The 13,672-nt window shown below is 65.2% G+C and carries 7 protein-coding genes; 2 read left to right on the plus strand and 5 right to left on the minus strand.

Going from position 1 to position 13,672, the window contains the following annotated elements:
- Positions 1 to 125: 125 nt before the first annotated feature.
- On the minus strand, positions 126 to 1,463 hold the full coding sequence (locus K2Y42_RS11830) for an O-antigen ligase family protein (RefSeq protein ID WP_291152599.1): 1,338 nt from the start codon (positions 1,461 to 1,463) through the stop codon (positions 126 to 128).
- 300 nt (positions 1,464 to 1,763) lie between these two features.
- On the opposite strand from K2Y42_RS11830, the gene K2Y42_RS11835 reads away from it, so the two are divergent.
- A complete protein-coding gene (locus K2Y42_RS11835; RefSeq protein ID WP_291152601.1) occupies positions 1,764 to 2,906 on the plus strand; it encodes a KpsF/GutQ family sugar-phosphate isomerase in 1,143 nt (380 codons plus the stop codon).
- A gap of 84 nt (positions 2,907 to 2,990) precedes the next feature.
- Here the strand turns inward: K2Y42_RS11835 and K2Y42_RS11840 are convergent, their stop codons facing one another.
- Complete coding sequence (locus tag K2Y42_RS11840) at positions 2,991 to 3,383, minus strand: response regulator (RefSeq protein ID WP_291152604.1); 393 nt, start codon at positions 3,381 to 3,383, stop codon at positions 2,991 to 2,993.
- A gap of 298 nt (positions 3,384 to 3,681) precedes the next feature.
- Here K2Y42_RS11840 and K2Y42_RS11845 point away from each other — a divergent pair, with 298 nt between their 5' ends.
- Positions 3,682 to 4,719, plus strand: a complete 1,038-nt coding sequence (locus K2Y42_RS11845; protein ID WP_291152607.1) for a chemotaxis response regulator protein-glutamate methylesterase — start codon at positions 3,682 to 3,684, stop codon at positions 4,717 to 4,719.
- A gap of 42 nt (positions 4,720 to 4,761) precedes the next feature.
- On the opposite strand, the gene K2Y42_RS11850 is transcribed toward K2Y42_RS11845, so the two are convergent.
- The 3 genes from K2Y42_RS11850 to K2Y42_RS11860 form a co-directional block, all read right to left on the minus strand.
- Positions 4,762 to 5,046 carry a helix-turn-helix transcriptional regulator gene (locus K2Y42_RS11850; RefSeq protein WP_291152610.1) on the minus strand — a complete coding sequence of 95 codons (285 nt, stop codon included), beginning with the start codon at positions 5,044 to 5,046 and terminating at the stop codon, positions 4,762 to 4,764.
- Between the two features lie 114 nt (positions 5,047 to 5,160).
- Entirely contained in the window at positions 5,161 to 12,807 is a 7,647-nt protein-coding gene (locus tag K2Y42_RS11855) for a tetratricopeptide repeat protein (RefSeq protein ID WP_291152613.1), read from the minus strand.
- A 1-nt stretch (position 12,808) separates the two neighbouring features.
- On the minus strand, positions 12,809 to 13,582 hold the full coding sequence (locus K2Y42_RS11860; RefSeq protein WP_291152616.1) for a CmcI family methyltransferase: 774 nt from the start codon (positions 13,580 to 13,582) through the stop codon (positions 12,809 to 12,811).
- Positions 13,583 to 13,672 lie beyond the last annotated feature (90 nt).

Genomic DNA, 13,672 nt, shown 5'->3' on the forward strand with positions numbered 1-13,672 from the left:
TATGTCATTTATTTGAAAATAGCGCCCGGTTGGCGCGACAATTCGTGAGCCTGCTGACGAAGTTTTCGGTGACCTGATGACTCGTTGCATCACACCGAGGTGAACACAAATTTCCCGTTAGGAAACTACGTGAGATCAGAATCTGTGGATTGTTTGACGTCGGGCGCCGCGAACAGGGCCAGCGTCAGGATCGAGACGACGATGGCGCACTGAAACCAGTTCTGCCAAAGACCGTAAACCGGCACGAGGATCGTCATGCAGACGGCAGCCTGAGCGACGCCCATCGGGTAGCTGCGCGTCCCCATCAGCAACAGCTTTCGCAATAGGGCAAACCCCAGCGCGGCGAACGCCAGAACGCCCGGGATGCCGAGCTCATACCAAATCTGAAGGTAGATATTGTGCGGGTGCGCACGCGTTTGCGGCGCGACGACAAAATCCGGCGGGGTCACCAGCCCCTGTTTGACGTGCTCCTCGTCGAGAGGGCGAGTTGCGCTCGTGCCTACTCCGAGGATCGGGCTTTCCAGGTACCGCTTCGCCGTGAAGTCCCAGATGATCACGCGCGCGCGCGCAGACGCGAATAGACTGGGATTCTTATGCATATCGAAGGCAAAGAGCCCGAGTGAGAGCGGGATGACGAGGAACAGCAAACCGGCGAACGCCAGGTTCCACAGCCAGTACGACGCGCGCGGCAGGACATAGGCCAGCGGCAGCGCAAGAAGGGCTACGGCCGTCACAAGCTGAGCAGACTGCGATTCCGATTTCGGATGAAACAGGACGATGAACGCAAAGACGAAAACGGCAGCATAGGCCGCCCATCGCACACGCCCCTCGGTATAGAGGCGCGCCGCGAGCACGGCGGGCCCCCACAGCAAAGAAATGACCGTTATCGGACGATTTCCGATGCCGCCTGTCATCCAGACGACCTGCCCGTTCACAATCGTCGCGTGCTTGCTGAGACCTCGCTCCAGCTCCGGAAAGTAGGTCAGGGCCAGCCGCACCAGGGCCTGTTGCATCCAGATTTCGTAGCAGACGAAGAGCCCCGCCAGGACGAAGCCCACCAGAAATCCTCGAGCGACCGCAGCGACATCCTCCGTTTCGATCCGATCGAACACAGTCGCGAGAAACAGCGCATGCACGATCAGCACGCTGAGGAAGGCGGCTTCACTCAGCGAATCCAGCGGTGTCACGGACCACGCGCATGCGATCAGTATCCATGCGGGGAACGCCAGCTCAGGCCGCAGGAAAAAAGCTTTCGCGCGGTCCCGCGCGCCGGGTTTGAGCATATCCTGAACCGAGAGAACCGCAGCCGCGCTCATCGTGAGGATCGCAATCACGAGCGGTCCGATACGCGGGACCATGACGCTGAGAAGCGTCGCAACTGCCGCCGCAACGCTCAGGAGAAGCGCGCGATGCCGCGTCGCCCCATCCCACCCAAGACGTAGCCTGCTCAGCGGCTGGTGCATGAATGCTTTCACAATTTCATTTTTGGACGAATGACATTGGCCGGTAGCGCGAACGCCCCTCAGGCGAAATTCTCGGCACACGCTACAATGGGTGGCAAAGAGAGACAACGATCTTGGATCGCAGACAAACAAAGGTTTCCATCACCGAAGCAAGGGAACCCATTTCTACTTTCGACGACTGCGGCCACGATGGACGCGCGCTCTCGCACCGAACCTATCGCGCTTCCAGCGGGGGCTAGCCACCCGGGGCGAATACGCCCTTCATAACCGCGCGAGCCTGCTTGACAGGGTGGGACCGCGGTGATCAGTACGACGCTATCGCGCTCGTTCGCACGCGGCGCCGCGCCGCTCTTGTGGGCGCTGCCGCGCATGTATGTGCAGGCGCTGCCGCGCTCGTTGGGTTGCGCAGCCGCGACTGTGACTTTAGCGCTGGCCCGCAAAATTCTTCCGACAGAGGCGTCCTCGATGCGACAACCGAACGTCCAACAGGCCCTCGAACGAGCGCGCAGCATCGTCGATCAGGAAATCGAAGCGCTCGTCCAGTTGCGCGACAGTTTCAATGAGACCCTGACGCAGGCCGTGACGCTCATTCATGCCTGCACGGGACGCCTGGTCGTAACCGGCGTCGGCAAGTCCGGGCACATCGGCGCCAAGCTCGCAGCGACGTTCGCTTCGACGGGCACTCCGTCCTTCTTTCTGCATGCCGCCGAAGCCTCGCACGGCGATCTCGGCATGGTGACGAGCCAGGACGTGGTGCTGGCGATCTCGAATTCCGGCATGACGAAAGAGCTTTTTCCGGTGCTCGACTTCTGTGCCGCCAACGGCACGAAGGTCATCTCGATGACAGCCAACGAGTCCAGCCGGCTTTCGCGGCAGGCGGACATCGCACTCGTACTTCCGAAGGTGAAGGAAGTCTGCCCCAACAATCTCGCGCCGACGTCGTCCGCCGTCATTACGCTCGCGGCGGGGCATGTGCTGGCCATCCTGCTCATGGAGCAGCGCTCGTTCGAGGATGCGGACTTCGGCAAGCTTCATCCGGGCGGCCGGCTCGGGCTGCTGCTGTCCTCCGTGCGCCGCTACACGGACGAGTTCAAGGACAAGGTGCCGACCGTCGAGCCGCAGGAGCTGCTCGGCCATGTCGTCATTCGTCTCGCCGAAGGGCAACGCGGCTGCGTCGTGGTGACGGAATCCAACACCAATCGCCTGCTCGGGCTGATCACCGAGGGCGACTTGCGGCGCGCGTTTTCGCCGGACATGTTCGGAAAGACCGCGCAGGAGATCATGACCGTGCGGCCCTTTACGGTCGCCATCGACGACCTGATGAGCGCGGCGGTCTCGCTCATGAAGGAACGGCGCATCGCCAACGTCGTCGTCGTGGATGCCGGCGACACCGTGGTCGACGTGCTGCACAGCAAGGATCTCATGCAGCGCGGCTACATGTAAGCGGACCCGCAAACTCCGGCTGCACAAAACAGAAAGCCCTGCGCTTGCGGCGCAGGGCTTCCGATGACTGTCAGAGGGGTCGACTTAGGCGGCGACGGGTGTAGCCAGCGCGAGATCGATCTTCTCCTTCAGCACCTTTTCGTTGAACGGCTTGATGATGTAGCCGCTGACGCCGGCGCTCTTGGCGGCGTTGATGTTGTCCTGCTTGGATTCGGCGGTGACGAGGATGAACGGCGTGTCGCTCATCGAGGCGTCCGCGCGGACGGCCTTCAACAGCTCATAGCCAGTCATCGGTTCCATGTTCCAGTCCGAGATGATCAGGCCGTACTTCTTCGCCTTGATCTTCTGCAGGGCTGCCTCGCCGCTTGCCGCGTCGTCGACGTTCTCGAAGCCAATCTGCTTCAGAAGCTTTTTGATAATCCGCACCATGGTGCTGTAATCGTCCACGACGAGTACAGGCATGTCGTTCGTGCTCATAACCCAATCCCCTTCAACTACCCGTCAATGGCGCCAACCCCGCCGCATGGGATCGTGCGCAATCCACCTCTGCATCCGAGCCCAAACTATGCCGGAGGATTGCTTGCGATTAGATTAATGGGACCTTTCATTCATCAGATGTATCGCGCGCGCCGCACTCCGGCAGTTCGCCATCCGCGTAACGGAATGGAAACCAATCGCTGTTAACGATGTGTTTCCATGAATTGCTGGTGCCCGGATTCCGCCCCAACTTTGGGGTCCGGCGTTCGCTCCAGCGGCCCGTAAGGAAGCTGCTCGCATGTCCGCACCTCTTATTCGTGTTCTGGTCGTGGATGATTCCGCCTTCATGCGCGGCGTCCTTCCGACCAAAATCGAAGCCGACCCGCGTTTCAAGGTCGTCGGTATCGCGGCCAACGGGCGAGAAGCGATCGACAAGACCATCGCGCTCAAGCCCGATGTCGTCACGCTCGACATCGACATGCCGGTGATGAACGGCATCGACGCGCTGAAGGAAATCGTCCGCGTCAGCACCGCGTCCGTGATCATGGTGAGCGCCCGTACCGAGCAGGGCGCGGCCATCACGCTCGAGGCGCTGGCGATCGGCGCTGTCGATTTCATTCCAAAGTCGAACGGCGTCGAGCGCATCCACGACAAGCTGCTCGCGGCCGTCGAAGCCAAATCTCACAGGACCCGGGCATTGGCTGCCCGGCCCGCCGGTGTCGTCCGTCCTTCGGGGCCGCCCCGTCCGACCGCAGGCGCGCGTCTCAGCGCCAAGATCTGCATCATCGGATCGAGCACGGGCGGACCGCAGGCGCTGCAGACGGTTCTGTCACAGCTTCCCGAGAACCTGCCGGTTCCAGTCGTTGTCGCCCAGCACATGCCGCCCAACTTCACCAAGGCGCTGGCGCAGCGCCTGAACGACACCTGCAAGCCGCGGGTTGTCGAAGCCGAAGACGGACTGCAGCTCGTCAAGGGCACGGTCTACATCTCGCCCGGCGGCATGCAGACCCGCGTGACCGCGACCGAGCTCAAGGTGACGGCCGACCAGGGCGAGAGCCTCTACAAGCCGTCGGTCGACGTTCTGGCCGAGAGCGCGCGTGCCGCGTTCGGCAAGAACATTCTCGGCGTCATGCTGACGGGCATGGGCGCGGACGGTGCTGCTGAGTTCACCAAGCTGCGCAAGCTCTGCGGCTACAACATTTCGCAGGACCAGGCGTCCTGCGTGGTGTACGGCATGCCGCGTTCGCTGGTGGAGGCCGGCGGTTCGGATGAAGCGCTGCCGCTCGATCAGATCGGGATGCGCATTCGCACCGCGCTCGGCGCCAATCTCAACTGATCCGGAAGATCCGGAAAGGCGATGTCTGTTGGAGGGTTGCTGCTAAAGTTGCAGCGCCGCGTCTGCGTCGTCGAAGTCGTTCAGCTCCGTCTCGCCGAGCAGCAGCGACAGAATCAGCGCGTGGCTCTTGTTCGACGCGCCGAGCTTGCGCTTGATGTTCTCGATGTGGACGCGAACCGTGTTCGGGCTGATGTCGAGCTTCTGCGCGACCTCCTTCTCCGATTGCCCGCGTCCCGTGAGGACGAGGCACGCACGTTCGCGGCGCGTGAGCACGTCGCGGCGCTTGATCGTCGTGGCTGCAGATAAAGCCGTTTGAATTGTCGTCACCCGTCAGCCCCTCATTCCCAAAACTTATTCCGCGACGACTTTAAGATTCATCGTGCGTTGCAATTGACCCTGGCGGCACTGGCTTATCCGAGGCTTATACTGAGCAAAACGCGCTTACGCTTTTCCGCGTGCGCAGTACGCGCGCCACAGGCTGCGATAGGCGTCTTCGACTTCACGCGCGAGACCGGCGGCATCGCTTCCGATCGGAGACGCTGCAAACTTCGCCCGCAAGCCACTCCGCATGCGCGACAAGGCTTCGATGTTGCTGGCCGCCGTGATGGCACGGGCGACGTAGGCGTCGACGTCGTGCGCAACCCAGTCGTCGAGACCGAGACTGCCGAGGATCGACGCGCCGAAACGGCCGACCGGCGGGCGATCCGCCAGCGAAACGACGGGCACACCCAGCCACAGCGCTTCGATCGTCGTGGTGCCGGCGTTGTGCGGGAACGGGTCCAGCGCGATATCGATGGTGCCGTAAGCGTCCCATGTGCGCGGCTGCGGCGAGGTGTAGACCAGCTTGACGCGGCCGGGCTCGAGGCCGGCCGCGGCAAAGCGGGCATGCCAGGCGGCGCAATTCTCTTCTTCCCGGAACGGCTTGCTGTTCATGACCAACCGGGAATTCGGCACGCTGCGCAGGATGCGCGTCCAGGCCTTGACGACATCCTCGTTGATGCGGGCCGGGCGGCTGAAGCAGCCAAACGTGACGAAGCCGTTCCTGAGCGCCGGGAGCGGCGCGACGTCGGGCATCGCCTCGGGCGGCACGTAGACGTGCGGCATGCGTGACAGGCGGATGGGGCGCTCGGCGAAATAGCGCTCCGCGCCCATCGGCAGCAGAGCCTCGTTGATGAGGAAGGCGTCGATGGCCGACAGGCCCGTGGTGGTGCCGGAGCCGACCATGTGGGCAACCTGGATGGGCGCAGGTTTGCGGGCGAACGTCAGCAGGCGGTTGCCGGAGGTGTGGCCCGCAAGGTCGACCAGCACGTCGATCTCGTCGGCGCGAATCATGTCCGCCACCTCGGCGTCGGACAGGCCGACCGTCGAGCGCCAGCGCGCGGCATGGCGCTTGAAGCGGTCCGTCACGGCGTCCGGATTGGCGACCTCGGCGTAACAGGTCACTTCGAAGCGCTCGCGGTCGTGGGCGGCGATCAGGGATTCAATAAAGAAGCTCACGGCGTGGTAGCGGAAGTCCGGCGACATGTAGCCGATGCGTAGGCGCCGTTCGGGATTGCGCGAGCCGAAATGCACCGGGTTCGACGGCATCAAGGGCGCGGCGTGGGCATGATCCCAATCGCGATAGGCCTCGAAAATGGCGTCAGGCGTCATGTCGGTGCGGTAGTTCAGGCAGAACAGATAGTTCGAATGGGCGATGGCGAAATCGGGCTTGAGCTTGACGGCGCCGGCAAAGCAGTCGGCTGCTTCCGGCAGGCGATCCTGTTGCATCAGCGCCGTGCCGATGTTGTTCAGCGCGTTGGCGTCACGGGGGTTGAGCTCCACGGCGCGGCGGGCGGCGGCTTCCGCTTCGCGCGCATTGCCCGCGAGCGACAGCGTCCATGACAGGTTCGACCAGGCGTCGGAATAGTCCGGCCGCAGCGTCAGGGCATGGCGCAGGTGCGCCTCCGCTTCGGCGGCGCGGCCGAGATCCTTGTAGACGCTGGCGAGGTTGTTGTGCGCTTCCGGAGACTGCGGGGCGAGGCGGACGGCTTCCTTGCCGTGGGTCTCGGCTTCAGCAAGACGGCCGAGGCCGCGCAGCATCGGCGTGATATTCCAGCGGAAGTCCGCCCGGTCCGGCGCGCCGGCGATGGCCTTCGTCAAATCGCCCACCGCTTCGGCCAGGCGTCCCAGCTTGTAGGCCGCAACGCCGCGCAGATGGCGCGCGTCGGTCGAGTCGGGAGACGCGGCGAGCACAGCGTCCGACAGTGACAAGGCGCGCGGGAAATTGCCGGATTGGAAGGCCTGGATGGCCTCTTCGAACTGCGACTGGACAGCCTTTTCGCCGGCCTGACGCTGCCTTCCGCACCAGTCCGTCCAGAGGTTTCGAACGGCGGTTTCGATCTCGCGTGCGAGGCCGGGGCCGTCGCAGAGCGGGGAGGCCGCCATGCGGGCGCGCAGGCCGGTGCGTAGCTTGGCGAGTGCGTCGAGGTCGGAGGCCTTCGCAGCCGCCAGCGCTACGTAGCCCGCGACGTCCTTCGCAACCCAGTCGCGCAGGCCGACTGCCGCGAGATTGCTCGCGCCGAAGCGACCCACAGACGGTCGATCCTCGACCGACACGACAGGCACGCCCAGCCACAGAGCTTCGATGGTCGTTGTCCCAGCGTTGTGCGGGAATGGGTCGAGGGCAATGTCCACCTCGCCGTACGCCGACCACGTCTTCGGCTGCGGGCTCGTGTAGACCATGCTGAGGCGTTCACGCCCGATGCCGTGGGCCGCAAATCGTTGCGCCATCAGGTCCGCGAATGCGGCCTCCGAGAACGCCTTCGCGTTCAGGAGCAGGCGGCTGTTCGGGACTTTCTTCAGGATCGCCGACCATGCCGCCACGACCCGGTCGTTGATGCGTTCCGTGCGGCCGAAGTAGCCGAACGTCACGATGCCGGTCCTCAGAGCCGGGAGCGGGGCAACGGCCGGCATGCCCTCGGGCGGCTGGTAGGCCACGGGGATGCGCGACAGGCGCACGATCTTTTCCGAGAACAGGTGCTCGCTGCCGACTGGCGCCATCTCCTGATCGGACAGGAACACGTCGATGGCCGACATGCCCGACGTGTAGCCGTGGCCCAGGTGATGGGCGATCTGGATCGGGGCCGAACGGCGCGCCATCACGAGAACACGGCTCGCAGACGTGTGACCGCCGAAGTCCACCAGCACGTCGATCTTGTCCTGCCGGATGCGCTCGGCGAGCTGGTCGTCCGACAGACCCACCGTCGAGCACCAGTGGTCCGCCATGCCCTTGAAGGCCTGGGTGACGTGGTCCTCGTTCGTCACTTCGGCGTAGCAGACGATCTCAAGCTGGCTCCGGTCGAGGTGGCGCAGGAGGGGGTCGAGGAAGTGGCGGGCGGCGTGCTCGCGGAAGTCCGGCGAGAGGAAGCCGATGCGGATGCGGCGGCCGGGGGTTGGATCGTTTCCGAACGACACGGCCGCCGGCATGTGAGGGCGGGCGTGGGCGGCATCGAAGCGCTGGTACTCGGCGAAGATCTCCTCGGCGCTGCGATCCGGGTGGTAGTTCAGGCAGAACAGCAAATTCGCGTGCGCCAGAGAATAATCAGGCTTCATCGCCAAGGCGCGACGGAACAACGCCTCCGCATCAGAATAGCGCGAGAGGTCCTGCAGCAGCAGCGCCTGATTGCCGATGGCGCGCCAGTTGTTGGCAATGACATCCGAGACGCTCGCATAGATCGCAGCGGCGGCGGCGGGCTGGCCCTTCTGGCGCAGCAACTGGGCCAGGTTGTCCAGGATGTCGCCGTCGTTGGGCAGCAGCGCTGCGGCCTTGCGCAGGACCGCCTCGGCTTCGGCCGCCTTCAACAGGCGCATCAGGCACAGGCCGAAGCTGCGGAGCACCTGCGGGTCGTTCGGCGACAGCTCGCTGGCGCGGCGCAGCATGGTTTCCGCTTCGACGAGCCGGCCGCGGCTTTGCAGCAGATTGCCGAGGTTGCCATAAGCGTTCGGAAAGTCGGGGGCGCGCGCGATGGCTTCGCGGTAGGCGGCTTCCGCCTCTTCGACGCGACCACAGGCGCGCAATGCCGCGCCGAGATTCGACAGGATCGTCGGCCGCCGGCTGCGTCGCGCCGCATCCTCAAACAGTTCGACCGCGCGGATGGAATTGCCGCGACCGTAAGCCCAACCGGCCGCCTTCTGCAGCGTTTCGATGGCGTCTTCGCGGTCGACGAAGCCTTGCCAGAGCCGCTGATAGACGCGCTCGAGCTCCTTCGCGAGACCCTTCGCGTCGCAGAGCGGAGACGCCGCCATGCGGGCGCGCAATCCGGCGCGCAGTCCGGCGAGCGCTTCGACATCGCGGGCGCGGTCGACGGCGATCGCGACATACTCCTCGCGCGTGCTCGCAACCCAATCCGAGAGCCCGAGCGACCCCATGATGGTGGCACCGAAGCAGCCGACCGATGGGCGCGTGGAGAGGCACACCGACGGCACGCCGAGCCAGGCCGCCTCGATGGTGGTGGTGCCGCCGTTGTGAGGGAACGGATCGAGCGCGATGTCGATCTCGCCGTAAGCGTCCCACGTCTTGGGCTGGGGCGTCGTGAACGTGAGATCGATGCGCTCGGCGCCGATGCCATGCGCCGCGAAGAGATCGCGGAAGCGGCGGCAGACTTCCTCATCGCGGAATGCGACCGTGTTCAGCACGAGGCGCGAGCGCGGCACGGCGGCCAGGATTTCCGACCAGGTGGCGACAACCGTCTCGTTCAGGCGCACGGCGCGGCCGAAGTTGCCGAACGTGACGAAGCCGTTCTTGAGGGCCGGGAGTGGCGCCACATCGGGCATGCCCTGCGGCGGCTCGTAGGCGACCGGCATACGCGGCATGCGCACGACCGGCTCGGAGAACAGATGATCGCAGCCTTCGGGCGCGAGCGCGTCGTCGGCGAGGAAGGCGTCCATCACCGACAGGCCGGACGTGTAGCCGTGCCCCAGGAAATGGGCGACTTGGACGGGGGCCGGCTTGCGGGCGAACGTCAGAAGGCGGTTGCGAGCCGTGTGGCCGCCGAGGTCGACCAGCACGTCGATGGCGTCGCGGCGAATGAGGTCGGCAAGCTGGTCGTCCGTGAGGCCGACGGTCGAGCGCCAGTTCTCGGCCAGCGCTTTCAGGCGTTGCGTTTCGCCGTCCGGCGTCGGGACTTCGGCATAGCAGAAGATTTCGACCTTGGAGCGATCGTGGCCAACGAGGATCGGCTCGATAAAGTGGCGCGAGGACTTGGTGGCGAAATCCGGCGAGACGTACCCGACCCGCAGGCGGCGCGCGGTGGTTCTGTCATTCGACCAGACCGGGTTCTTCGGCGCGTGGCGCTCGGCGTGCAGGTCGTTCCAGCGCCGGAACTCGGCGTAGATTTCCTCGCCGGTGAGGCCGGGGTGATAGGTCACGGCGAACAGCATCATGCCGTGGCCGGTGGGGTTGTTCGGCGAGCGCTTCAGCGTCTCGCGGAAGATCTCGATGGCCTCGGCGGCGCGGCCCTGGTCCTGCACCGAGTTGGCGAGATTGAAGCCGACTTCCACGAGGTCCGGGCGGAGGCGCTGCGCCATGCGCAAGTCGCGCTCGGCCGCGCACAGGCGTCCGCGGCGCATGAGCACGAGGGCGCGATTGTTCAGCGCCTCGGCATGATCGGGCGCGTTGGAAATGGCATCCGTGAAGGCCGCTTCCGCTTCGGTGAGGCGGAACTGAGCGGCGAGCGCGTTGCCGAGCGCATTGAACGCCGACGACGATTTCGGCATCGCGTGCAGAGCGGCGCGCGCGGCGGCCTCGGCTTCGGAGAGGCGCCCGAGGCGGCGGTAGAGATCGGAGAGATACGTCGCCGCGTCGCTGTCGGCGGGATCGCTCGACCAGTGCTGCAGAAGTGCTGCAGCGGCATCAGCCGGGCGTCCTGCGGCATCGGCGCGATGGGCGTCTTTCATGACCGCGGCGCGGCGTTCGATGACGGTCTGCGAAAGAACGGGGCGGGCGGGAGCCTGCCTTCCGCACCAGTCCGTCCAGAGGTTGCGGACGGCGGTTTCGATCTCGCGTGCAAGGCCGGGGCCGTCGCAGAGCGGGGAGGCCGCCATGCGGGCGCGCAGGCCGGTGCGTAGCTTGGCGAGTGCGTCGAGGTCGGAGGCCTTCGCAGCCGCCAGCGCTACGTAGCCCGCGACGTCCTTCGCAACCCAGTCGCGCAGGCCGACTGCCGCGAGATTGCTCGCGCCGAAGCGACCCACAGACGGTCGATCCTCGACCGACACGACAGGCACGCCCAGCCACAGAGCTTCGATGGTCGTTGTCCCAGCGTTGTGCGGGAATGGGTCGAGGGCAATGTCCACCTCGCCGTACGCCGACCACGTCTTCGGCTGCGGGCTCGTGTAGACCATGCTGAGGCGTTCACGCCCGATGCCGTGGGCCGCAAATCGTTGCGCCATCAGGTCCGCGAATGCGGCCTCCGAGAACGCCTTCGCGTTCAGGAGCAGGCGGCTGTTCGGGACTTTCTTCAGGATCGCCGACCATGCCGCCACGACCCGGTCGTTGATGCGTTCCGTGCGGCCGAAGTAGCCGAACGTCACGATGCCGGTCCTCAGAGCCGGGAGCGGGGCAACGGCCGGCATGCCCTCGGGCGGCTGGTAGGCCACGGGGATGCGCGACAGGCGCACGATCTTTTCCGAGAACAGGTGCTCGCTGCCGACTGGCGCCATCTCCTGATCGGACAGGAACACGTCGATGGCCGACATGCCCGACGTGTAGCCGTGGCCCAGGTGATGGGCGATCTGGATCGGGGCCGAACGGCGCGCCATCACGAGAACACGGCTCGCAGACGTGTGACCGCCGAAGTCCACCAGCACGTCGATCTTGTCCTGCCGGATGCGCTCGGCGAGCTGGTCGTCCGACAGACCCACCGTCGAGCACCAGTGGTCCGCCATGCCCTTGAAGGCCTGGGTGACGTGGTCCTCGTTCGTCACTTCGGCGTAGCAGACGATCTCAAGCTGGCTCCGGTCGAGGTGGCGCAGGAGGGGGTCGAGGAAGTGGCGGGCGGCGTGCTCGCGGAAGTCCGGCGAGAGGAAGCCGATGCGGATGCGGCGGCCGGGGGTTGGATCGTTTCCGAACGACACGGCCGCCGGCATGTGAGGGCGGGCGTGGGCGGCATCGAAGCGCTGGTACTCGGCGAAGATCTCCTCGGCGCTGCGGTCCGGGTGGTAGTTCAGGCAGAATAGAAGGTTCGCGTGCGCCAGCGAATAATCCGGCTTCATCGCCAATGCGCGACGGAACAACGCCTCCGCATCAGAATAGCGCGAGAGGTCCTTGGCGATGACGCCGAGATTGCTCACCCAGCGCTGCTCGTTCGGCGCAAGTGCGGCGGCGCGCGCGGTGGCCTGCTCGGCGGCGACCATATGGCCGACGCGCAGCTTCAACGCGCCGAGATTGCCGTGCGCGATTGCGGACTGCGGATCGATCGCGATGGCCTTCATCAGAAGGGCCGAGGCTTCCGGAAACTTCTGCAGCCCCATGAGAACGGCGGCGAGATCCGACAGAATGTCGGCGCGCCGGGGGCGCAACGTGGCCGCCCGTTCGAGCGCGCTGACCGCCTCGATGAGCTTTTCCTGACGCTGGAGCACAATGCCGAGACCGTGCCAGGCTTCCGCGTAGGCCGGATCGGATTCCGCCGCTTTGCGGTAGCTCGCCTCGGCTTCGACGGTTCTGCCCTGATCGCGGAAAATGTTGCCGAGATTGTTGTGGGCCGGGGCGAACCGCGGGTCACGTGCGATGGCCGCGCTGTAGCACGCCTCGGCCTCAGCGGCGCGGCCCGCCGCGCGCAGCACCACACCCAAGTTGGCATGATAGCTCGCCGCGGACGGCTCGAGCTCGATGGCGCGGCGACCGGCGGAAATGGCTTGTTCGAGAGCGCCGCCCCGATGCAGGGCAAGGCTCAGGATTTCCCACGCCAGGGCCGACGATGGATTGAGATCGGTCGCGAGCTGGGCTTCGGCTGCGGCGGTTGCGATGTCGCCACGGTCGAGCGCGGCCATGGCCCGCTGCAATACGGCTTCGCCATCGCTCGCGTGCGCAACTGCGATCGGCTGGCGCTGCATATCAGGTCGTCCCCTCGACGCGCTTCAGGAAGCCTTTGGGCCAGTAGGTGACACGCTCCGTCACGACGCCTTCGTTGAACGGGAACACAGGTTCTTCGAGAACGAATTCGGGGTGGGAGGCGGCGAACTCGGCGGCGGCATCGAGCGGATTGTTCCAGCTCCAGTCGGGCGAGGTGCGCGGTGCGCCAACGACCTCCTTCATGATGCCGTCGGTAGCGACGATGTAGGACCCCGGCGTGACGAACGGGCCGTAGGCTTCGAGCTCAGCCAGGACGTGGGCCTTGGTGTGATTGCTGTCGAGCAGCACCAGAACCGTCTCACCCGGGGCGACCAGCGCGCCCACCTGAGCTACGACCTCAGGCGCAACGGAGCTGCCCTCGACCAGCGTGATGCGCGGAAACATTTCGTGCGCTTCGATGGCTGCGCGATTGTGGGGGCGGATCTCGATGTCGATGCCGATGACCCGGCCGCGGCCCATGGCCTCGAACAGGCTGGCATAGAAAATGAGCGAGCCCCCGTGGGCGACGCCGGTCTCGATGATCACGTCCGGTTTCACCCGGTAGATCACCTCTTGTATGCGCAGCATGTCCTCGGGAAGCTGAATGACCGGACGGCCCATCCAACTGAAAGAATAGACGTATTTCGTATCCCAGCCGCAGCGCACCCAGGCCCTCGAAATGAGCCGGAACGCCTCCGCGCTCTCGAGCGGATGAACGGATTCGCCTTCGGGGCCTTCGGCGATCAGGATGCCACGGGCCTCATCTATTTTCAGCATGAAGACGATCAGCCTTTTTCGACAGGAAGATGGATCGTTCCATCTCCATGCGATTTGGCTTGTCTCAACCTGAACGCGGACCTTGGGCGC

It is taken from the genome of Hyphomicrobium sp., from assembly GCF_019744875.1.
Classification (GTDB): domain Bacteria; phylum Pseudomonadota; class Alphaproteobacteria; order Rhizobiales; family Hyphomicrobiaceae; genus Hyphomicrobium_C.

Excerpts from the sequence above, each read along its gene's own strand:
- K2Y42_RS11860 (WP_291152616.1), bottom strand. The coding sequence starts at position 13,582 with ATGCTGAAAATAGATGAGGCCCGTGGCATCCTGATCGCCGAAGGCCCC.
- K2Y42_RS11845 (WP_291152607.1), top strand. The coding sequence starts at position 3,682 with ATGTCCGCACCTCTTATTCGTGTTCTGGTCGTGGATGATTCCGCCTTC.
- K2Y42_RS11840 (WP_291152604.1), bottom strand. The coding sequence starts at position 3,383 with ATGAGCACGAACGACATGCCTGTACTCGTCGTGGACGATTACAGCACC.
- K2Y42_RS11855 (WP_291152613.1), bottom strand. The coding sequence starts at position 12,807 with ATGCAGCGCCAGCCGATCGCAGTTGCGCACGCGAGCGATGGCGAAGCC.
- K2Y42_RS11830 (WP_291152599.1), bottom strand. The coding sequence starts at position 1,463 with ATGCACCAGCCGCTGAGCAGGCTACGTCTTGGGTGGGATGGGGCGACG.